Source organism: Dyella sp. (genome assembly GCF_035685805.1).
Taxonomy (GTDB): Bacteria; Pseudomonadota; Gammaproteobacteria; order Xanthomonadales; family Rhodanobacteraceae; genus Dyella_A.
The window spans coordinates 161,367-182,772 of sequence record NZ_DASSAB010000043.1; the positions used below are offsets into that span (position 1 = coordinate 161,367).

Sequence of the window (21,406 nt, forward strand, 5' to 3'; positions counted from 1 at the left end):
GGACCCGTTCAGTGTGACCAGCGCCCGTCGTGGCGACAAGCGCTGCGGGCGCGCAGATCTAGACCAGCTTCTGCCGCCGCCACCATGGCGTGACCTTCTCTTCGCGAACCAGGGTGAACAGGCCGGCACCGAGGATCAGCACGATGCCGGCGAGCATCGGCCAGTCCAGCGTGTCGCCAAACAGCCAGTAGCCGAAACCGATCGCCCACAACATCTGGCTGTACTGCGTCGGCGCGATGCGATTGGCAGGTGCCAGCAGCGTGGCAAGCATCAACAACACGCCGGCGAGGCCCTGCATCAGCCCGTAGCCCAGCAGTAGCGGCCACGCGTGCACGTCGGGCCAGACGAAGTGCGGGATCATCAGCAGGCCACCAAGCAGCAGTGGCCCCACGACTCCGGCGCCGTAGAGGCTGATGCGTTTCTCGTGCGCGCCGGCCAGGCGCATCGCCACCATGGAGACGGCGCCGGACAATCCGCAGAGGATGGCGGCGAAGTGACCCGTGCCGAGTTCCCGGAAGCCGGGGCGCAGCACCACCATCACTCCGGCGAACCCGATCAGCACGGCAGCCCATCGGCGCCAGCCCACGTGTTCTTTCAGGAACAGCACCGAGAGCAGGGTGACGAAGATCGGCATCAGGAAGATCAGCGCAAACGTTTCAGCCATCGGCAGCAGCGTGAACGCCACCACAGCCGAGATGTTGCAGATGCCCCCGGTCAGCGCGCGGATCCACCACAGGCCCGGGCGATTGGCCACCACCACGTCGCGCCACCGGTCGCCGCGCCCGCGGATGAAGGGCAGGGCACACAGGCAAAGCAGCGCGCCCGCAAAGACCGCCTCGTAGGCAGGCACCGAACCGTGGAGCGACTTGACGCAGGCGTCGCTGATCGCGAAGGCGGCATAGCAGGCGAAACCGAGAATGACGCCTTTGAGCATGGATGGAAGCGCGCCGTCGTGATGGCCGGGCCGCATTCTCCCATAGCGAGCAGCAGCATCGTGGCGCCGTCTCGAGCAGGCGCCTCGATCGAGTGCCTGCTGGCGGACCTCCGCCGGGGTTCAACCTGTCTCCAACGGTCGCCGCCGTGACCGCTGCTCGGCGGTACACCGACGGCTGGAAGGAATCCGGAGGCGCAATGAAAAAGCCACCCAAGCATGCTTGAGTGGCCGGATTGGTGGAGGTGGCGGGAGTCGAACCCGCGTCCGAAGGTGTTCAACGCCTGAATCTACATGCGTAGCTCAACGTTCAATCTCGTTCCGCGACAAGCACGATGAGCAAAGCGCACCGCGGAACCAGCCTGCTTGATTTGACCTAGGACCGGCAGGCGGCAGTCTTCGGCGATCCCGTGATAATGACCCTACACCGACGAGCACGAGCACAAGTGGGTTCGGGGCTTACGCCTTAAGCGGCGAGAGCGTAGTTGTCGTCGTTGGCAACTATAAGTTTGCTGCTGGATTAACGAGGAAAGCTGCCCCCTCGGCATGCATCAAGCTATCTCACGACCCCCGTCGAAGCCAGGACACCCCCGGGAAATCTGATAGCCGAAGTAGTATATGGGGTGCGTGGCAGCCAGTTCAATGAACATGCTGCCCGTCGCACCACTGAGCTGCTTCCGGCATCACGTGTTGTGCGCGCGCATCGTCCGCTGCTTCTCGCGCTGCCAGTCGCGCTCCTTCTCGGTATCGCGCTTGTCGTGCTCCTGCTTGCCCTTGGCCACGCCAACCTCGACTTTGACCTTGTTCCCCTTCCAGTACATCGCGGTCGGCACGATCGTGTACCCCTTGCGCTCCACGGCGCCGATCAACTGGTCGATCTCGTTTCGGTGCAGAAGCAGCTTGCGGGTACGCCGGTCTTCGGCGATGACGTGGGTCGAGGCGCTGATGAGCGGCGGGATCGACGCGCCGTGCAGGAACAACTCGCCGTTGCGGATCATCGCAAAGCTCTCGCCAAAGTTGATGCGACCGGCACGCAGCGCCTTCAGCTCCCAGCCCTGCAACGCAATGCCCGCCTCGTAGCGCTGGTCGATGTGGTATTCGTGGCGCGCGCGCTTGTTCAGCGCGATCGTGCCGCCGCCCTTATTGTCCTTCTCTTTGCTTTTTGCCATGTTCGCTAGACTTCGGGCGCTTGCCCTGTGCGGGGTCGACCGCATATCGGATCGAACCCGGAAAAGATTCTGAAAGAGGCTACCGTGATCGAAATTCGCCGAAGCGCCCTCGTGGGGTACTCGCCCGCTCAGATGTTCGATCTGGTCAATGATGTCGAAGCATACCCAAAGCGGTTCGGCTGGTGTTCCGGCTCCGAAGTCCTCGACCGCGGTGATGACATGCTGGTGGCGAGGCTCGATCTCAAGATGGCGGCGTTCAACCAGAGCTTCACGACACGCAATACCTTGCAGCGTCCCCACCGGCTGCAGATGAGCCTGGTGGACGGTCCGTTCCGCAGCCTCGAGGGGCTCTGGTCGTTCGTCGCCTTGGGCGACAGTGGCTGCAAGATCGAGTTTGCGCTGGATATCGACTATGCCGGCTGGCTCGGCGCGAGTGCGGTTAAACTCGGGTTCCAGGGGCTGGCCACGCGGATGGTCGACGACTTCAGTCGCGAAGCGAAGCGTACCTATGGATGAGGCGCGGTGCCCGCAGACATCGCTCGACGCTATCACCGTGGAGGTGGTGGCGGCCGGTGAATCGCGGACCAGTCGCTGCCTGCTCTCGCTTCCCGCCGGCAGCACCGTCGCCGCGGCCCTCGAGATTGCGGCTTTCCAGCCGGGCTGGGGCGAAGCGATCGAGGCAGCTGCCGGTACCGGCATCTTTGGCCGCGCGGTGAAGATGCAGCATGTCCTGCACCATGGCGATCGGCTTGAGCTGTGTCGCGCACTGCGGCTTGACCCCAAGGACGCGCGCCGGCGCCGCGCGCAGCTTAGGGACTGAAGGCATCACGCGGGCGGGGACGGTTCCGTCCCGCGGCCACTGCGTGCAAGCTGGCGCCTACGGTTCCTGCGCGCCGCTGTCGTCGGCTCCGGCATCGGTCGAGGAGCCCTTGTCGCCGCTCTTCTCGTCCACCGGATAGTCCACCCGATACTTCTTCGTATCCTTCAGCATCTGCTCCGCGTTCTGGGCGAAGAAATCACCTTCGGTACGCACCAGCGTGTCGTTGTTGAAGGTGAGAGTGAAGGTGCGGATCTTGATCGGGCCGCCCCGGTGCTGCTGGCTGGAGACGTAGTCCCAGCGATCATGATCGAACGGGCTGCTGACCGACGGCGAACCGAGCAATACGATGACCTGACGCTTGGTCATGCCTGGCTTGAGCTGGTCGACGGCTTCCTTGGTCAGGATGTTGCCTTGCTGCACGTCCGGGGTATAGACCAGTCCACAGCCGCCCAAAGCCAGTGCTAGCGTGGCGAAACCCAAGGTACGGATCAGCTTGTGCATGCGTGTTGCGTCCCGAGCGTAAAGGTGACGGATGATACACTAACGGTCTTGCGGAACCGCGCGGAGTTGGCAATGGAACAGGAAACCCGGGAGCTGCGGAAGGCCGGCCTCAAGGTCACGCACCCGCGCATGCGCATTCTCAAAATCTTCGAGGAAGATGGGATTCACCATCTCTCGGCCGAGGACATCTACCGCAAGCTTCTCGGCTATCAGGAGGACATTGGCCTGGCCACGGTCTACCGGGTGCTGACCCAGTTCGAGGCCGCCGGCATCGTCGTCAAGCACCACTTCGAAGGCGGACAAGCGGTCTACGAACTCGATCGCGGCAAGCATCATGACCACATGATTGATGTGGACAGCGGAAAAGTGGTCGAGTTCGTCAGTGAAGAGATCGAGCGACTGCAGAAAGAAATCGCCGCCCGCCACGGCTATGAGCTGGAAGACCACAGCCTTGTGCTCTACGTGCGCCCGAAGGGCAGCAAGAAATAGGGCGTCGCCAAGGGCGCCGTACGGGAGTGGCAGGCGCCCGAACCTGGGTTTCAAACAAAAAAAACCGCGGGAGGACTCCTGTCCGCCCACGGTTTATCCGTTACCTGGAAGCCTGGATCAGGGCGAGTTGCTCGCGTAGGTCCTTGGGCTGCTTCGGTTCCGGCGGAGCGACTTCCTTGTCGCCCTTCGAAGCCACCGTCCCCACGGTGACTTCGGCGCGCCATCTTGCGATGGCGGCTCCCCCACATCGATGGATCGATCCTAACGAAGCCTTCACGAACGGGCTATCGGAAAAATTCCTATACCGGGCGAGCTATCGAGGTCACTTTGCCGGCAGGGAGGTTGCTGCCCCGCAGCAACACGCGCAGATGCAGCCCGTGCCCGGCGGTGGGGCGCAAGCGGAACAAGCCACCCAACGACGTGACGCGGTCGCGCATCCCCTGCAGGCCTCTGCCTCCGCGGGGCAGGGTCCCCGGCAAGCCGACCCCGTCGTCGCGGACATCCACCAGTGCCAGCGGCACGCCATGGCGCTCGCCGATGCGCAGCCGCACCCTGAAATGCTTCGCCTGTGCATGTTTGACGGTATTGGTGGCGCTCTCCTGCACCAGCCGATAAATGGCGGTGCGCGTGTCATCGTCGAGCAGGCGCGGATCCCCGTACATGTCTGTCTGGTAGACGATGCCCGCAGCATCCAGCAGGTCCCTCACCGGTCCTTCCTCAAGCGCTCGTATGAGTCCGAACTCGTCCAGTACCGCGGGCCGCAGATCGTCCAGAAGCCGGTGCAGCGCACGCCGCATGTGGCCCAGGATGGCGTTCACCGAGTGGCCGACATCTTCCATGCCGACCTGCTGCAAGCGCGTCTGCGCAAGCTTGATATGCGTCTGGATGGCGGTGATGTTCTGCCCCAGCTCGTCGTGCAGCTCGGCCGCCATGTGGCGGCGCTGGCTCTCTTCGGCTTGCAGGTTGCCGCGGGCGGCATCGCGCAGCTGGCGGGCCAACTGGTCCAGGCGACGGTTGACGGCCGCCAGATACACGTTCTGTTCGGCGACTCTCTCGCTGCTGCGTCGGAGCGCGTCCGTGGCCGAACCCAGCATCAGCGCGCCGGTGCCCGCGACAGCGAGGAAAAGATAGCCCGGTGCGCTGGGCGCTGGCTGGCCGATCATGTAGTCGACCATGCTCATGCCCATGCTCGTGGTCAGCATTGCCAGGCTGGCGCCTCGCCAGCCGTGGCGGAAGGCAAAGAACATCACCGGCGCCAACGAAAGCACGCGCGCGAACTGCGGCTGCGGCGCCGCATGCTCGGAAAGCATGAGCAGAATCGCCATGGAGGGCAGCATCACGAGCAAGCCGTCCATGATCAGCGCGGCGAGCATCCTGCGGCTTGGACGGGCACGCGCGAGCATCACCATGAGCGGCACCACCAGGAGCACGCCCAGGTAATTGCTGAGCAGGTCCAGGCCCAGCGCGTCCACCATCGGGGTGGACGGCGACGACTGGTGCATCAGGGCCAGCAGCGCGGCGTCCAGTGCGGTGGTTGCCGTCACCACCAGCAGTGCCGAAAGCAACAGGCGCGTCACGTCCTCGGGGACGCGCAGGCTCGCGTGCAGGTTGGCCTTGCGCAACAGCCACAGACCGGCGGCGACGATCAAAGGATCGGGCAGGTCGCCGAGCAGGAAGCCCAGCCACCCCATGGCTGCATCGTTGTGGATCTCGATGGCCGCGCCAGCACCCAGCTCGAAGCCGAGCAGCCAGGGCCAGACGCGTGTCGGCGTCAGCAGCAGCGCACCGAAGCGCAGCCCGAACGGCAGCATCCAGTAGGGTTGTTCGGTCGGCCAGAGCAGCAGCCATGCGATCAGATAGGCGGCGCCGATGACCAAGCCTGAGTTGAAGAAGCGGGGCGTCTGGCTCTGCATTCGCGAATGGTACATGTGCGATGCTTTGGGGTGACCTGGTGCAACGGGCATTGAACGGGGAAGAGGCATGTACAGCATTGTTCTGGTCGACGACCACGCCATCGTGCGCGAGGGCTTCAAGCGCCTGATCGAGATGGAGCCCGATCTGGAGGTGGTGGCGGAGTGCCGCTGCGCTGACGATGCCGTTGACGCGATCAACCGCCGCACGCCGGATCTGGTGGCGCTGGACCTGTCGCTGCCCGACGGCAGCGGCCTGCCGCTGATCGAACACCTGCTGAGCGTGTCGCCGTCGAGCCGCATCGTCGTGCTGAGCATGCATGACGGTGATCCCTACGTGTCCGAGGCGCTGCGCCGGGGGGCCAGTGGCTACGTCACCAAGGGCGTGGCGCCGGAAGAGCTGGTGGCCGGGTTGCGGGCGGTCATGCAGGGAGAGTGCTTTCTCAGCTCCGACCTGCGGCAGCGACGTGCGGATCGCCCGGCCGATGCGCTTGACCCGATCCAGCGGCTCACCGCGCGCGAGCGTGAGGTGTTCCTGCTGCTTGCCGCGGGTCGAGCGCCGAAGCAGGTCGCTGGCGAACTGGGGATCGGCCAGAAGACGGTCTACATCCACCGGGCCAGCTTGATGGGCAAGCTGGGTGCGGGGTCCGAGCTCGACCTCTATCGCATGGCCAGCGAGCGCGGGTTGTTGCCCGGCCCGGGCTAAAACGCGGCGGGAAAATGCTCAGCCGGCCTGGGCGCGCTCCAGCATCTGTTTGGCATGGGTGCGGGTCGCCTGGGTGATCTCGACGCCGCCGAGCATCCTCGCCAGTTCCGCGCGCCGACCGGCGGGATCGAGCTCTTCGATCCGCGTCTGGGTTGAATCGCTGTCGCTCTGCTTGCTCACGCGCAGATGCGCATGGCCCTGCGCAGCGACTTGGGGCAGGTGGGTGACGCACAGCACCTGCCGCTGCGCACCGAGCGCCCGCAGTTTCTGCCCGACCACCTCCGCGACCGCGCCGCCGATGCCGGTGTCCACCTCGTCGAATACCATGCTGCCCACGGTGTCCTCGCCGAGGGTGACCACTTCGATGGCCAGGCTGATGCGCGCGAGCTCGCCGCCGGAGGCTACCTTGCGAAGCGCGCGGGGTGGCTGCCCCGGGTTGGCGCTCACCAGCAACTCGCAACGCTCCTGGCCCTGCGGATCGGGCGCATCGCCCGCCACCGGCTCCAGCGACACCTCGAGTACGCCGCCGCTCATGCCCAGTTCCGCCATCAGCTGGCTCACCTCCCGGCCGAGCCGTGCTGCCGCATCCGACCGCTCGCGGCTGAGGGCGCCGGCGGCGCGGATATAGTCTTGCTGCACGCGCTCCCGGCGGCCAGTCAGCTGCTCCAGCGCCTCGCCTGCGCCCTCGAGTTCGTCGAGCTCCTCTCGCATGCTGCCGAGTTTTTCGTGAAGCTCGCCCGGCGGCAGGCGATGACGTCGTCCCAGCTCGTGCAGGCGCGCCAGATGGGCGTCGACCTGCGCGAACCGTTCAGGGTCGAGATCGACATCCTGCGCATAGCGGCCCAGGTCGTCCACCGCCTCGCCCAGCTGGATGGTTGCGGTGTCCAGCAACTCCAGCAGCGGGTTCAGCCGGTCATCCAGGAGCGCGAGCCGGCCGACCTCCGCCTGTGCACGCGCCAGCGCCCGACGCACGGCAAACTCGCTGTCGCCATCCAGCAACTCGACCACGCCCGACGCTCCCTCGGCGAGGCGGCCGGCATTGGCCAGCCGTTTGTGCGCGGTCTCCAGTTCCGCCAGCTCGGCAGGCGGCAGCGCCCATTTTTCCAGTTCTGCTACTTCGTGCGCGAGCAGCGCCAGACGCTGCTCGCGATCGGTACCGCCGCTGAGCTTGTGGATGCGAACCCCGAGTTCGCGCCATTGCCCGGCGAGCTCGCGGACCTGCTCCAGCGTTTCATCGTTGCCGGCAAAGGCGTCCAGCAGCGCGAGCTGGTGGCTGCGCGAGAGCAGCGCTTGATGCTCGTGTTGCCCGTGGATCTCCACCAGCAGCGTTGCCAGCTCGCCGAGCTGCCCGGCGTTTGCGGGGCGTCCGTTGATCCAGGCGCGCGAACTGCCTTCGGCGCGAATGACCCTGCGCAACTGGCAGGTGTCGCCATCGTCCAGCTCTTCGCGCCGCAGCCATTCACGGGCATCGGGCAGTTCGGCGAGATTGAATTCCGCGGCCAGTTCGGCGCGATCGCTGCCGGTGCGCACCATGCCGCTGTCGGCACGTGCGCCGGCCAGCAGCATGAGCGCGTCCACCAGTAGCGACTTGCCCGCCCCGGTCTCGCCGCTGACCACGGTGAGGCCGGGGCCGAAGGTGATCTCGGCTTCTTCGACGACGGCGAAATGGCGGACGTAGAGCGAGGTGAGCATGGATAAGCGGCTTCCGGCGAGTTCGTTGATTGTAGGGAGCGGCGCGGGCGCGGGCGAGGGGGCACAGGCCCGGCTGCTTGCAAAGCACTGCCCTACACCTTATTTCTTGCAGGTCTCACGGATTGCCACAGCGCATGACCCATTACCAAAGCCACGAACTCGACGCTCGCGCCAGGCGCCTGCTGCGCACGCTCATCGCGCAGTACCTGGCCGATGGCGAGCCGGTTGGCTCGCGCACCCTGTCGCGTTCCTCCGGGCTGGATGTCAGTCCGGCGACCATCCGCAACATCATGGCCGATCTGGAAGACGCCGGGCTGGTGGCTTCGCCGCACACCTCGGCCGGCCGCATACCCACGCCACGGGGGCTGCGGCTGTTCGTGGACAGCCTGATCGAACTGCAGCCGCTGCCCCGTGACGAGATGGCCCGGCTCAAGCGCGAGCTGCCGCCCGGCCCGGCCACTACGCGCGACCTGTTGGGCAACGTCTCCTCGCTGCTGTCGGCGATGACCCGGTTTGCCGGCGTTGTGTCGGTGCCGCGCCAAGGCGACTTCCCGCTTCGTCACATCGATTTCGTGGCGCTGCCGGATGCACAGGTGCTGGTGGTGCTGGTATTCGCCGACAATCAGGTACAGAACCGCATCGTGCGACTGGCCAAACCGCTCGGCGGACGGGAGCTGGAGCAGGCGGCCAACTACCTCAATGCACACTTCGCCGGCCTGCGGCTGGACGATATCCGCGCGCATCTGCTCAGCGAGATCCGCGAGGCGGGCAGTGAACTCAATCGGCTGCTGGCGAGTTCTGTGGAGCTGGCTACCGCGTCGTTCGCTCCGCATGCCGAGGGCGACGACGTCCTGGTCAGCGGCCAGACCAACCTCATGGGGTACGCGGAACTGGCCAACCTCGACCGCCTTCGCGAATTGTTCGAGGCCTTCCAGAAAAAGAATGAGCTGCTCCAGTTGATGGAAGTCTGCGCCCGTGCCCCGGGCGTGCGACTTTTCATCGGCGAGGAGTCCGGCTTTACCGCCCTGGACGGTTGCAGCGTGGTCACCGCCAGCTACGGCGCACAGGGGCGGGTGCTCGGCGCGGTAGGCGTGATCGGACCCACGCGCATGGCCTACGAGCGGGTGATCCCGGTGGTGCAGGCCACCGCCGGATTGCTCAGCGATGCCTTGAATCGCGCCGCGACGGCCTTATAACCGGCCCGGGAGGCGGGGTTGCCCGCATTTTGACGATGGTCGGCAGTACCTGCCGGCCCGGGTTTTCTGTTGGAGTGGACGTATGCAAAACAACGATCCGCAGGCGCCGGAACAGGGCCGCGAGCACGACCCCATGGATGACGCGCAGGGCAGCGAACTGGCCCAGTTGCAGGCGCGTATTGCCGAGCTGGAGGCCAGCAACGCCGACCTGCGCGACACGGTGCTGCGTGAGCGCGCGGATCTGGAAAACCAGCGCCGCCGGCTGCAGCGCGACCTGGAGCAGGCCCGGCGCTTCGCCAACGAGAAGCTGCTGAATGATTTGCTGCCGGTCTACGACAGCCTCGAGCGCGGCCTGGCGGTCGAGGGCGGGGACGTGGCGGCGATTCGCGAAGGCATCAGCCTGACCTTGAAGTCGCTGCTGAAGGTGGCCGAGAGCAACGGCATGATGCAGGTCGATCCGCTCGATCAGCCGCTCGATCCGGAGCGCCATCACGCCGTGAGCATGGTGGCCGCGCCCGGCAAGGCGCCGGGGACGGTAGTGAGCGTGCTGCAAAAGGGCTACGTGCTGAACGACCGACTCCTGCGCCCGGCGCTGGTGGCCGTCGCGCAGGACTGATCCGGCCGCGCCGGAGCCGGCGATTGCCGCGCACCCAGACATTCGTGCCCGCCAGGCATTGAACCGCCATGGCAGGGCCCCATTTTGAAAACCAGTTCGCGGCCGCGGGGGCCGCTCAGAAGATTCGGAGCATAGACATGGGCAAGATCATCGGCATCGACCTGGGCACGACCAATTCGTGCGTCGCCGTCATGGACGGTACCTCGGTCAAGGTCATCGAGAACTCGGAGGGCGATCGCACCACGCCGTCCATCGTCGCCTTCAACAAGGACGGCGAAGTGCTGGTGGGCGCCTCGGCCAAGCGCCAGAGCGTGACCAATCCGAAGAACACCTTCTACGCGGTGAAGCGTCTGATCGGCCGCAAGTTCACCGATGCCGAGGTCCAGAAGGACCTGCACATCGTGCCGTACGGCATCGTGGCGCACGAGAATGGCGATGCCTGGGTGCAGACCTCCGACGGCAAGAAGATGGCGCCGCAGGAAATCGCCGCCAAGGTGCTGATGAAAATGAAGAAGACCGCCGAGGACTATCTCGGCGAGACGATCACTGAGGCGGTGATCACGGTGCCGGCGTACTTCAACGACAGCCAGCGCCAGGCCACCAAGGACGCGGGCAAGATCGCCGGCCTGGACGTCAAGCGCATCATCAACGAGCCGACTGCGGCCGCACTGGCCTATGGTCTGGACAAGAAGGGCGGCGACCGCAAGATCGCGGTGTATGACCTGGGCGGCGGCACCTTCGACGTGTCGATCATCGAGATCGCCGAAGTCGACGGCGAGAAGCAGTTCGAAGTACTGGCGACCAACGGCGACACTTTCCTCGGTGGCGAAGATTTCGACATGCGCGTCATCGACTACCTGGTCGACGAGTTCAACAAGGAGCAGGGCATCGACCTGCGCAAGGATCCGCTGGCGCTGCAGCGCCTGAAGGACGCCGCCGAGCGCGCGAAGATTGAGCTGTCCTCGAGCCACCAGACCGACGTCAACCTGCCGTACGTCACCGCCGACGCGTCGGGTCCGAAGCACCTGAACATCAAGCTGACCCGCGCCAAGCTGGAGTCGCTGGTGGACGAGCTGGTCAAGCGCACCATCGAGCCGTGCCGTACCGCGCTCAATGATGCGGGGCTGCGCGTGTCCGACATTACCGAGGTGATCCTCGTCGGTGGCCAGACCCGTATGCCCAAGGTGCAGGAGTCGGTGAAGGAGTTCTTCGGCAAGGAGCCGCGCAAGGACGTCAACCCGGACGAAGCCGTTGCCGTGGGCGCGGCGATCCAGGGTGGCGTGCTGGGCGGTTCGGTCAAGGACGTGCTGCTGCTCGACGTGACCCCGCTGTCGCTGGGTATCGAGACCATGGGCGGCGTGATGACCAAGCTGATCGAGAAGAACACCACGGTGCCGACCAAGGCCTCGCAGACTTTCTCCACCGCCGACGACAACCAGACCGCGGTGACCGTGCACGTGCTGCAGGGTGAGCGTGAGCGCGCCAGCGCGAACAAGTCGCTGGGCAAGTTCGATCTGCAGGGTATCGAGCCGGCGCCCCGCGGCATGCCGCAGATCGAGGTCACCTTCGATATCGATGCCAACGGCATCCTGCACGTGTCGGCCAAGGACAAGAAGACCGGCAAGGAGCAGAAGATCGAGATCAAGGCCGGTTCGGGCCTGTCCGAGGAAGAGATCCAGCGGATGGTCGCCGACGCCGAGGCGAACAAGGAAGAGGACAAGAAGTTCCACGAGCTGGTCGCCACCCGCAACAAGGCCGACCAGCTGGTGCATGCCACCCGCAGCGCGCTGAAGGAGCACGGCGGCAAGATCCCGGCCGATCAGTTGTCCACCATCGAAGGGACCCTGTCGGATCTGGAGAAGGTCAAGGACGGCGACGACAAGGCCGCGATCGAGGCCAAGGTCGAAAAGCTCGAGCAGGCCGCTCAGGCGCTTTACGCCGCGGCGCAGGCCGGTGGCCAGGGCGATGCCGGTGCGCAGTCCGCGCCCGGCGGTGGCTCGGCTCAGCCCGATGACGTGGTGGACGCGGAGTTCACCGAGGTCAAGGACGACGAGAAGAAGTAATCGTCGGCAGCGGGACAGCCGATAAGACCAGCCCGCGCCGGAGCCGCAAGCCGGCGCGGGCTGTTTGCTTCAGTGGGGCATGCAGTCCGAGGGGGCTTGGTGCTGGACGTGGTCGATGTCGTGGGTATCTGAATGAGCAAGCGTGACTATTACGAAGTGCTGGGCGTGGAGCGCAGCGTCACCGAGGTGGAGCTGAAGAAGTCGTTCCGCCGCCTCGCCATGAAGTACCACCCGGACCGCTGTCCGGATGACCCCGAGGCGCAGGAGAAATTCAAGGAGGCCAAGGAGGCCTATGAGGTGCTGGCCGACGGCCAGAAGCGCGCCATGTACGACCAGCACGGGCACGCGGCATTCGAAGGCGGCATGGGTGGACGCGGTGGCGCCGGCTTCGGCGACATGGGCGACATCTTCGGGGATATCTTCGGCGACATCTTCGGACGCAGTGGCGGCGGTCGCGGTCGGCCGCGCCGCGGCGCCGACCTGCGTTACATCATGGAGCTGGATCTGGAAGAGGCGGTGTTCGGCATCGAACGCGCCATCGAGATTCCTACCCAGGTCAATTGCCATCACTGCAACGGCAGCGGCTCGGCCGACGGCAAGACCGTGCAGTGCCGCACCTGCCATGGCCACGGCCGCGTGCGCATGCAGAACGGCATCTTCTCGATCCAGCAGGCGTGCCCGCATTGCCACGGCAGCGGCCAAACCATCGAGAAGCCGTGCAAGTCGTGCCACGGCGAAGGCCGGCTGGAGGAAACCCGCAAGCTCTCCGTGCGGATTCCGGCAGGCGTCGACAATGGCGATCGCATCCGGTTGGCCGGCCAGGGTGAGGCCGGTCCGTCCGGTGCCGAGTCCGGCGACCTTTACGTGGAGGTGAGTGTGCGCGAGCACGTGATCTTCCAGCGCGATGGCAACGATCTGCACTGCGAGGTGCCGATCCGCTTTTCGCAGGCGGCGCTGGGCGTGGAGTTGCCAGTGCCGACGCTGGAGGGCGAGGTGCCGATCACCATTCCGCCGGAAACCCAGACCGGGCAGCACTTCCGGCTGCGCGGACGTGGCGTGAAGTCGGTCCGCAGCGGTCGCCACGGTGACCTTATCTGCCGCGTCGTGGTGGAGACGCCAGTGCGCCTGACGCGCGAGCAGCGCGAGCTGTTCGAGCAACTGGAGGCAACCTTCGCCGGCGGTGGCGCCGAAAAGCACATGCCACGTGCACAGACATGGGTCGATGGCGTCAAGCAGTTCTGGTCACGCGTCACGTCCTGACGGAAAGGCGACGCGCCAGCGGGCCCGGTTAGCCGGGTTCGCCGGTTTTCAATACGGGGGAAAGTCAACATGGGTGAGATCGTTCGCGTTGCAGTCAACGGGGCCACCGGCCGCATGGGCCGCGTCCTGCTGGATCTGTTGCGGCGCGACCGTCGGTTCGCCCTGGTCGGTGCGCTCACTGCGCCAGATTCGCCCGAGATGGGCGCCCCAGTCGCCCACGGCAGCGACCTGTGCTTTACGCACGACTGGTCCCGTCTGGGTCCGGTCGACGTGGTGATCGACTTCAGCGGCCCGGAAGGGTTCGCCGCCGCGCTCGCTCATTGTCGGGAAACGGCCGCCGCGCTGGTGACCGGCACCACCGGTCTAGATGCTCAACTGAAGGCGCAGCTTGACCAGGCTTCCGCCCGGATTGCCTGCCTGCACTCGGCCAATTTCAGCCTGGGTGTCGCGGTGCTATCGCGCCTGCTGCGCGAGGCGGCCGCGGCGCTGCCCGAGTGGGACCTGGAGATCGTGGAGGCACATCATGGGCGCAAGGAAGATGCTCCCTCGGGTACGGCGCTGGCGCTGGGCGAGGTCGCGGCATCCGCCCGCAGCGTGCTGCTGACCGAGCAGGCCGTGCATGCGCGCGAGGGGCACACCGGTCCGCGTCGCGCCGGCAGCATCGGCTTCGCCGTCGTGCGCGGTGGCGACGTGGTTGGCGAGCATTCGGCGTTGTTGCTGGGGCTGGGCGAGCGGATCGAGCTGTCCCATCGCGCCACCGACCGTTCGATTTTCGCGCGCGGCGCGATCGAGGCGGCCCACTGGCTCGCGGGCAAGCCGCCCGGATGCTATGCCCTGGACGCAATGCTGGCCGAGCGCCTGCCGCGCTGATCGCTGGAAGCTGCTGCGGGTCAGTCGCGGTGCGAGGCGTCGCGGGCGCGGCCGGCACCCAGCCGCGTATCGAGCTTGCCAAACAGCTTCTTGAAGGCGCGAGAGAATTTGCCGCGCTTGGTTTTGCGCAGTTTCTCGTCCTCGCTGGTGAGCCAGGCGACTTGGATCACCCGTCGTTCGCCTTCGTACGGCAGGTGCCCGTGATAGGAGTTGTCGCAGCGCTTGAACACGGCGAACTCGCCGTACAGCGGTTTGAGCTCGGGCACGATCATGTCGTCGATGTCGTCGATCCGCTGCAGGAATCGCAGGCAGCCGTCGCTGGTGTCCGGCCACCGCGAGTTGAGATAGAGCAGCGCAGTGGCGACCTTGGACTTGCTGTCGGTATGGATGGTGCCGTGACGCTTGTTGAGCGAGCGGCACAGGGTCACCAGCGTCGGATACTGCGCCAGGTTCTCGATCCCCAGCCGCTTGCCCACCGCGCCGGCGAATGCGGGTGCGGTGAGGTGGTCGACCAGCGCCTGGATGGTCGGGCCGCAGTCGCTGGGGTCATAAGGGAAGAAACCCGCGCTGGTGTAGCGCGGAAAGTCGCGCTCCAGGTCCCCTCGTGCGTCATCCGGTAGCTGGCCGTGGGCGATCATGAACGGGAACGGCTCGGCGCGCACCTCGGTGTCGGGACGATCCAGACGGGCAGGGTCGAGCAGCACGACAGCGTTCATGACCAATCAAGCTCCTCTGCGGACAGCGCCGTAGTGTAGCGTTCCAGCGCGCCCGGGAAGGCGGTCCCGGCACGTTCGTTCACGCACCGTCGGTGGACAGCGAACGCCGTCGAGCCTATCATTTCGACCCGCCCAGACCCATCCACGACCTAAGGTCCACAAGCCAGCTTCACTGCGGCTTGCGGGCTTTGCTGCACCTAAAGGCGGCCCTCCCGATGATTATTCCTGCTCTGCTTGCTCTCGAAGACGGCAGTGTTTTCCGCGGCCATGCCGTGGGCGCCACCGGCCAGACCGTGGGCGAGGTGGTGTTCAACACCGCCATGACCGGCTACCAGGAGATCCTCACCGATCCCTCCTACGCCCGGCAGCTGGTCACCTTGACCTATCCGCACATCGGCAACACCGGCTGCAACGCCGACGATGCCGAATCCACTGCCGTGCATGCAGCCGGCCTGATCGTGCGCGACGTGCCGCGGCGGGCGAGTAACTGGCGCAGCAGCGAGAGCCTGCCCGATTACCTCAAGCGCCAGGGCATCGTGGCGATCGCCGGCATCGACACGCGGCGACTGACGCGCATCCTGCGCGACAAGGGCGCGCTCGGCGGCTGCATCGTTGCCGGCGACTCGATCGACGAGCAGGCTGCGATCGCGGCGGCACGGGCGTTTCAGGGCCTCAACGGCATGGACTTGGCGAAGGTGGTCAGCACCACCGAGAACTATGCTTGGCGAGAAGGCGTCTACGATCTGGACCGGACTCAGGCCAGCGATCCGGCCAAGCGCTTCAAGGTTGTCGCCTACGACTATGGCGTGAAGCACAACATCCTGCGGCTGCTGGCTGAACAAGGCTGCGACATCACGGTGGTGCCGGCGCAGACGCCCGCCGCCGAGGTGCTGGCGATGCAGCCCGATGGCGTGTTCCTGTCCAACGGCCCCGGCGATCCGGCCGCCTGCGATTACGCAGTCACGGCCACGCGCGAGTTGCTGGATGCGAAGGTGCCGCTGTTCGGCATCTGTCTCGGTCACCAGCTCATGGGTCTGGCCGTGGGCGCGCGCACGCTGAAGATGAAGTTCGGCCACCACGGCGCCAATCACCCGGTCAAGGACCACGACGACGGCCGCGTGCTGATCACCAGCCAGAACCACGGATTCTCGGTGGACCCGGACACGCTCCCGGCGAACGTGCGTGTCACCCACACCTCGTTGTTCGACGGCTCGCTGCAGGGCTTCGCCCTGACGGACCGACCCGCGTTCTGCTTCCAGGGCCATCCGGAGGCCAGCCCCGGTCCGCACGACATCGGCTACCTGTTCGATCGATTCGCCGCCCTGATGCAGGAGTCCCGCAAGCATGCCTAAGCGCACCGATATCAAATCCATCCTGATCATCGGCGCCGGCCCGATCGTGATCGGCCAGGCCTGCGAGTTCGACTACTCCGGCGCCCAGGCCTGCAAGGCGCTGAAGGAAGAGGGTTACCGGGTGATCCTGGTGAACTCCAATCCCGCCACCATCATGACCGACCCGGATACCGCCGATGCGGTGTACATCGAGCCGATCAACTGGCAGATGGTCGAGCGCATCATCGCCAAGGAGCGTCCGGACGCGGTGCTGCCCACCATGGGTGGCCAGACCGGCCTGAACTGCGCGCTCGACCTGGCCGACAACGGGGTGCTCGAGAAGTACAACGTCGAGTTGATCGGCGCCTCGCGCGAGGCTATCCGCATGGCCGAGGACCGCGAGCTGTTCAAGCAGGCGATGGCCGAGATCGGCCTGGACTGTCCCAAGGCAGCGGTGGCCAGGAGCTACGAGCAGGCCGTGGAAGTGCAGGCCACGGTGGGCTTCCCCACGGTGATCCGGCCGAGCTTCACGCTGGGCGGCTCCGGCGGCGGCATCGCCTACAACGTCGAGGAGTTCGAGGAGATCGTCAAACGTGGCCTGGAGCTCTCGCCGGTGCACGAAGTGCTGGTGGAAGAGTCGGTCCTGGGCTGGAAGGAATTCGAGATGGAAGTGGTCCGCGACAAGGCGGACAACTGCATCATCGTGTGCTCGATCGAGAACCTCGATCCGATGGGCGTGCATACCGGCGACTCGATCACCGTGGCGCCGGCACAGACGCTGACGGACAAGGAATACCAGCGCCTGCGCGACGCCTCGATCGCCGTGCTGCGCAAGATCGGCGTGGACACCGGCGGCTCCAACGTGCAGTTCGGCATCAACGCCGAGAATGGTCGCGTGGTGGTGATCGAGATGAATCCGCGCGTGTCGCGTTCCTCCGCGCTGGCCTCCAAGGCCACCGGATTCCCGATTGCCAAGATCGCCGCCAAGCTGGCGGTCGGCTACACGCTGGACGAGCTCAAGAACGACATCACCGGCGGCTTGACCCCGGCCTCGTTCGAGCCGGCGATCGATTACGTGGTGACCAAGATCCCGCGTTTCGCGTTCGAGAAGTTCCCGTCGGCCGACGCCCGCCTGACCACCCAGATGAAGTCCGTTGGCGAGGTGATGGCGATCGGTCGCACCTTCCACGAGTCGCTGCAGAAGGCGCTGCGCGGGCTGGAAATCGGCAAGAACGGTCTCAACCCGACCGGCCTGGACATCAGCACCGACGACGGCTTGGCCACGCTCAAGCGTGAGTTGCGCGAGCCGCGGCCGGATCGCGTGTTCCATCTGGCTGACGCGTTCCGCGCGGGGCTCTCGCTGGAGGAAGTGCATGCGCTGAGCCGCGTCGATCCGTGGTTCCTCGCTGCGTTCGAGGACCTGGTGCTGACCGAGGGCGAGGTGAGCAGCCAGGGCCTGACGGCACTCGACGCCGCGCGCATGCGCGAACTCAAGCGGCTGGGTTTTTCCGATGCGCGGCTGGCCGAGTTGGTCGGCACCGACGAGGCTGCGGTGCGCCACCTGCGTCGCACGTTGGGCGTGCGCCCTGTCTACAAACGGGTGGACTCCTGCGCGGCCGAGTTCGCCACCACGACCGCGTACATGTACTCGACCTACGAGGAAGAGTGCGAGGCCAATCCCACCGATCGCGAGAAGATCATCGTGCTCGGTGGTGGTCCCAATCGTATCGGCCAAGGCATCGAGTTCGACTACTGCTGCGTGCACGCCGCGCTTGCCCTGCGCGAGGACGGCTATGAAACCATCATGGTCAACTGCAACCCGGAGACCGTCTCCACCGACTACGACACCTCCGACCGCCTGTACTTCGAGCCGCTGACGCTGGAAGACGTGCTGGAGATCGTCGATCTGGAGAAGCCCAAGGGCGTGATCGTGCAGTACGGCGGCCAGACCCCGCTGAAGCTGGCGCGCGCGCTTGAGGCGGCCGGTGCGCCGATCATCGGTACCTCGCCGGACTCCATCGACCTGGCCGAGGACCGCGAGCGGTTCCAGCAGATGATAGAGAAGATCGGCCTGCGCCAGCCGCCCAACCGCACTGCGCGCAACGCCGATGAGGCGTTGGCGCTGGCGCGCGAGATCGGCTACCCGCTGGTGGTGCGTCCGAGCTACGTGCTCGGCGGTCGTGCCATGGAAGTGGTCTACGACGATGCGGACCTGGCGCGCTACATCCGCGAGGCGGTGCAGGTCTCCAACGACTCGCCGGTGCTGCTGGACCGCTTCCTCGACCATGCGGTCGAGGTGGACGTCGACGTCATTGCCGACGCCGAGGGCAACGTGCTGATCGGCGGCATCATGGAGCACATCGAGGAGGCCGGCGTGCACTCGGGCGATTCCTCCTGCTCCTTGCCGCCGTACTCGCTGTCGGCCGAGGTGCAGGATGAGATGCGCCGACAGGTCACCGCCATGGCCAAGGAGCTCAAGGTCATCGGCCTGATGAACACCCAGTTCGCCATCCAGGGCGACACGGTGTTCATCCTCGAGGTGAACCCGCGGGCGTCGCGCACGGTGCCGTTCGTGTCCAAGGCGATCGGCGTGCCGCTGGCCAAGATCGCTGCGCGCTGCATGGCTGGCCGGTCGCTCGCCGACCAGGGCGCGACGCGTGAGGTGATCCCTTCGTACTACTCGGTGAAGGAGGCGATCTTCCCGTTCCTGAAGTTCCAGAATGTCGATCCGATCCTCGGCCCGGAAATGCGCTCCACCGGCGAAGTGATGGGCGTGGGCCGAAGCTTTGGCGCCGCGTTTGCGCGCGGCCACGATGCTGCCGGCATCAAGACGCCTCCGCGGGGCAAGGTGTTCGTGTCGGTGCGTGACGCCGACAAGGAGCGCCTGCTGCAGGTGGCGCAGGACGTGATCGCCCGCGGTTTCAGCCTGGTCGCAACCGCCGGCACGGCATCGTTCCTGAGCCAGCATGGCGTGGTCTGCGAGCGCATCAACAAGGTGCTGGAAGGGCGGCCGCACATCGTCGACCTGATCAAGAACGGCGAAATCGTCTACATCGTCAACACCACCGAAGGCAAACAGGCGATTGCCGATTCGTTCTCGATCCGGCGCGAGGCGCTGCAGCATCGCGTCACCTATTCCACCACCGTTGCCGGCGCGCGCGCGCTCGTCCATTCGCTTGATTTCCACGGCGATGGCGAGGTGCACAGCCTGCAGGAACTGCACAGGGAGCTGAATCCATGAGTCGTGCACCGATGACCAAGGCGGGCTCGGAGCGCCTGCGCTCCGAGCTGGAGAGGCTCAAATCCCAGGATCGGCCGCGCATCATCGCGGCCATCGCCGAGGCGCGCGCGCACGGTGACCTGAAGGAAAACGCCGAGTATCACGCGGCGCGCGAGCTTCAGAGCTTTACCGAAGGGCGCATCGCGGAGCTGGAGGCTGGCCTGTCCACCGCGGAAGTGATCGACATCACCAAGCTCGGCGCGGGCTCGCGCGTGGTGTTCGGCGCCACCGTCGACCTCGAGGACGAGGACAGCGGCGAATCAGTCACCTACCAGATCGTGGGAGACATGGAGGCCGACATCAAGCAGCGCCTCATCGCGGTCTCTTCGCCGATTGCGCGGGCACTGATCGGCAAGAGCGCCGGCGACAGCTTCGAGTTCACCGCCCCGAACGGCGTGAAGCACTACGAGATCATTGCCGTACGCTATCTCTGAGCGCTCGAGGCGGCTCCTGTGCGGGAGCCGCTTTCGACCTCCAGCGGAGCGCGGCAGCACCGGGTGTCATCAGCCGGTTGGAGCCATAAAAAAAGGCCGCAAATGCGGCCCTTTTTTATGCGGCACGGCGCTAAAGCTCAGCGCTGGCGTGCCTTGAAACGCGGGTTGCTCTTGCAGATCACGAACACTTTGCCGCGACGGCGCACAACCTTGCAGTCACGGTGCCGCTGCTTGGCGGACTTCAAAGAGGAAAGCACCTTCACGGCCAGCTCCTGGAAACAAAAGAAAAATTCAAGTCCGCAATCATAGCCCAGCCAGACGCCTCATCACAAGCTGCCGGACATGGCCGTTTCAGCTACGACCGACAGGAACTGGGCCAGCGCGGGCGAGTCGTCATGGGCGCGGGTGGCTACCGCCAGCAACATGTAGGCGTCCGGATCTTCCACCGTGACGTAGCTCAGGCCCGCCAGCCGCACCGTGCGCATCGTCGCCGGCACCAGCGCGAGGCCCAGGCCCGCTGCGACCATGGCCAGCATGCCGTTGACCTGCTGCGCGTGACGACGGATCTGCGGCTGGAAGCCGGCCTTGTTCGCCAGCAAGACCAGTCGGTCATACAGCGTCACGGATACTTCGCGGGGCTGGGCGACGAATGCCTCGTGGGCCACTTCATCCATCCGCAGGCTGCTGCGGCCCGCCAGTGGATGGCCCGACGGCAGCGCCAGCAGCAGCGGCTCCCGATCGAGGACGGTCATGCGGAAGGCCTTGGCATCGGCCGCCCGCTGCGGCTCGTCGCGCAGGAAGCCGACATCTATTTCGCCGTCGGCCAGCGCTTCGAACTGCGGCTCGGTGTACAGCTCGCACAACTCGACGCGCACGTTCGGCGCGACCTGGCCATAGCGCAACAGCACCCGCGGCAGCGACGGGTGGAACGACACCGACACGGTGTACGCCAGGCGCAGCAGGCCGCTGTATCCGGCAGCGGCTGCGGTCACCTGGGTGCGGGCTTCGTCCGCCTTGGCAAGGATCTGACGCGCATGGTCGAGGAAGATCCGGCCCGGCTCGGTAAGCGCGACGGACCGCTTGGTGCGATCTAGCAGGCGCACGCCCAGGTCCTGCTCAAGCGCCTGGATCTGTTGCGAAAGCGGTGGCTGCGACAGATGCAGGCGGCGGGCGGCGCGGGTGAAGCTGAGTTCCTCGCTGACCGCCACGAAGTAACGCAGCTGGCGGAAATCGAACATATATAGGCGATCCATATAAATCGGTCGCCAAATATATATTGGTCGCCCTGCTGGATCGACTCTATGATTCCGCTTGTCCCGTCACCGACCCCTCCCCCAGGTGACGGCGGCCCCGCCTCGCAGCGACGCTTTTCCCCGCGACATCCGGCTTCCTCCCCTGAGCCCATGACGCTGCGTCGATTTG

The 21,406-nt window shown here is 65.8% G+C and carries 20 protein-coding genes and 1 other RNA gene; 12 read left to right on the plus strand and 9 right to left on the minus strand.

The genetic code is table 11. The features are described from left to right. Positions 1-58: 58 nt before the first annotated feature. The 3 genes from VFG40_RS12960 to smpB all read right to left on the minus strand — a co-directional run bounded on the left by VFG40_RS12960 (position 59) and on the right by smpB (position 2,100). Positions 59-934 carry a DMT family transporter gene (locus VFG40_RS12960; RefSeq protein WP_324898115.1) on the minus strand — a complete coding sequence of 292 codons (876 nt, stop codon included), beginning with the start codon at positions 932-934 and terminating at the stop codon, positions 59-61. Positions 935-1,168: 234 nt separating this feature from the next. Beyond that, positions 1,169-1,523: a transfer-messenger RNA gene (ssrA, locus tag VFG40_RS12965) on the minus strand. Positions 1,524-1,614: 91 nt separating this feature from the next. Beyond that, positions 1,615-2,100 (minus strand): SsrA-binding protein SmpB, encoded by a 486-nt coding sequence (gene smpB, locus VFG40_RS12970; RefSeq protein WP_324898117.1) that lies wholly within the window; start codon positions 2,098-2,100, stop codon positions 1,615-1,617. A gap of 84 nt (positions 2,101-2,184) precedes the next feature. On the opposite strand from smpB, the gene VFG40_RS12975 reads away from it, so the two are divergent. Beyond that, complete coding sequence (locus VFG40_RS12975) at positions 2,185-2,616, plus strand: type II toxin-antitoxin system RatA family toxin (RefSeq protein WP_324898119.1); 432 nt, start codon at positions 2,185-2,187, stop codon at positions 2,614-2,616. Further along, positions 2,609-2,920 (plus strand): RnfH family protein, encoded by a 312-nt coding sequence (locus VFG40_RS12980; protein ID WP_324898121.1) that lies wholly within the window; start codon positions 2,609-2,611, stop codon positions 2,918-2,920. Before VFG40_RS12975 ends, VFG40_RS12980 begins: the two co-directional genes overlap by 8 nt. A 57-nt stretch (positions 2,921-2,977) precedes the next feature. Here the strand turns inward: VFG40_RS12980 and VFG40_RS12985 are convergent, their stop codons facing one another. Next, the gene (locus tag VFG40_RS12985) at positions 2,978-3,421 is read right to left on the minus strand and encodes an outer membrane protein assembly factor BamE (RefSeq protein WP_324898123.1); all 444 of its coding nucleotides are present in this window, start codon (positions 3,419-3,421) and stop codon (positions 2,978-2,980) included. Positions 3,422-3,493: 72 nt separating this feature from the next. Here VFG40_RS12985 and fur point away from each other — a divergent pair, with 72 nt between their 5' ends. Further along, positions 3,494-3,910, plus strand: a complete 417-nt coding sequence (gene fur / locus VFG40_RS12990) for a ferric iron uptake transcriptional regulator (RefSeq protein WP_324898125.1) — start codon at positions 3,494-3,496, stop codon at positions 3,908-3,910. A 299-nt stretch (positions 3,911-4,209) separates the two neighbouring features. Here fur and VFG40_RS12995 read toward each other — a convergent pair whose 3' ends face one another. Further along, positions 4,210-5,823, minus strand: coding sequence for an MASE1 domain-containing sensor histidine kinase (locus tag VFG40_RS12995; protein ID WP_324898219.1), 1,614 nt, complete (start codon positions 5,821-5,823; stop codon positions 4,210-4,212). Between the two features lie 67 nt (positions 5,824-5,890). Between VFG40_RS12995 and VFG40_RS13000 the strand changes: the two genes are divergently transcribed. Next, a complete protein-coding gene (locus tag VFG40_RS13000) occupies positions 5,891-6,526 on the plus strand; it encodes a response regulator (protein ID WP_324898127.1) in 636 nt (211 codons plus the stop codon). A gap of 18 nt (positions 6,527-6,544) precedes the next feature. Here the strand turns inward: VFG40_RS13000 and recN are convergent, their stop codons facing one another. Next, a complete protein-coding gene (gene recN, locus VFG40_RS13005; RefSeq protein WP_324898129.1) occupies positions 6,545-8,218 on the minus strand; it encodes a DNA repair protein RecN in 1,674 nt (557 codons plus the stop codon). Positions 8,219-8,352: 134 nt separating this feature from the next. On the opposite strand from recN, the gene hrcA reads away from it, so the two are divergent. From hrcA to dapB, 5 genes are all read left to right on the plus strand, one after another. After that, a complete protein-coding gene (gene hrcA / locus VFG40_RS13010; RefSeq protein ID WP_324898131.1) occupies positions 8,353-9,414 on the plus strand; it encodes a heat-inducible transcriptional repressor HrcA in 1,062 nt (353 codons plus the stop codon). Between the two features lie 82 nt (positions 9,415-9,496). Then, positions 9,497-10,030, plus strand: coding sequence for a nucleotide exchange factor GrpE (gene grpE, locus VFG40_RS13015; protein ID WP_324898133.1), 534 nt, complete (start codon positions 9,497-9,499; stop codon positions 10,028-10,030). A 137-nt stretch (positions 10,031-10,167) separates the two neighbouring features. Beyond that, a complete protein-coding gene (dnaK, locus tag VFG40_RS13020; RefSeq protein ID WP_324898135.1) occupies positions 10,168-12,093 on the plus strand; it encodes a molecular chaperone DnaK in 1,926 nt (641 codons plus the stop codon). Between the two features lie 132 nt (positions 12,094-12,225). Further along, positions 12,226-13,353, plus strand: coding sequence for a molecular chaperone DnaJ (dnaJ, locus tag VFG40_RS13025; protein ID WP_324898137.1), 1,128 nt, complete (start codon positions 12,226-12,228; stop codon positions 13,351-13,353). A 69-nt stretch (positions 13,354-13,422) separates the two neighbouring features. Then, positions 13,423-14,223, plus strand: a complete 801-nt coding sequence (gene dapB / locus VFG40_RS13030; protein ID WP_324898139.1) for a 4-hydroxy-tetrahydrodipicolinate reductase — start codon at positions 13,423-13,425, stop codon at positions 14,221-14,223. A gap of 20 nt (positions 14,224-14,243) precedes the next feature. Here the strand turns inward: dapB and VFG40_RS13035 are convergent, their stop codons facing one another. Continuing rightward, positions 14,244-14,939 (minus strand): 2OG-Fe(II) oxygenase, encoded by a 696-nt coding sequence (locus VFG40_RS13035; protein ID WP_324898141.1) that lies wholly within the window; start codon positions 14,937-14,939, stop codon positions 14,244-14,246. A gap of 215 nt (positions 14,940-15,154) precedes the next feature. Here VFG40_RS13035 and carA point away from each other — a divergent pair, with 215 nt between their 5' ends. Genes carA through greA form a run of 3 tightly spaced genes read left to right on the plus strand, consistent with a single transcriptional unit; the run spans position 15,155 to position 19,984 of the window. Beyond that, positions 15,155-16,291 (plus strand): glutamine-hydrolyzing carbamoyl-phosphate synthase small subunit, encoded by a 1,137-nt coding sequence (gene carA / locus VFG40_RS13040; protein WP_324898143.1) that lies wholly within the window; start codon positions 15,155-15,157, stop codon positions 16,289-16,291. After that, entirely contained in the window at positions 16,284-19,511 is a 3,228-nt protein-coding gene (gene carB, locus VFG40_RS13045; protein ID WP_324898145.1) for a carbamoyl-phosphate synthase large subunit, read from the plus strand. Before carA ends, carB begins: the two co-directional genes overlap by 8 nt. Then, positions 19,508-19,984, plus strand: coding sequence for a transcription elongation factor GreA (gene greA, locus VFG40_RS13050; RefSeq protein WP_324898147.1), 477 nt, complete (start codon positions 19,508-19,510; stop codon positions 19,982-19,984). The genes carB and greA overlap by 4 nt, the downstream gene beginning before the upstream one ends. A 137-nt stretch (positions 19,985-20,121) precedes the next feature. Here greA and ykgO read toward each other — a convergent pair whose 3' ends face one another. Together ykgO and VFG40_RS13060 are read right to left on the minus strand one after the other, a co-directional pair. Beyond that, positions 20,122-20,247: a type B 50S ribosomal protein L36 gene (gene ykgO, locus VFG40_RS13055; protein WP_008215056.1), complete on the minus strand. Its 126-nt coding sequence runs from the start codon at positions 20,245-20,247 to the stop codon at positions 20,122-20,124. A gap of 63 nt (positions 20,248-20,310) precedes the next feature. Further along, the gene (locus VFG40_RS13060; RefSeq protein WP_324898158.1) at positions 20,311-21,222 is read right to left on the minus strand and encodes a LysR family transcriptional regulator; all 912 of its coding nucleotides are present in this window, start codon (positions 21,220-21,222) and stop codon (positions 20,311-20,313) included. Positions 21,223-21,406: the final 184 nt, after the last annotated feature.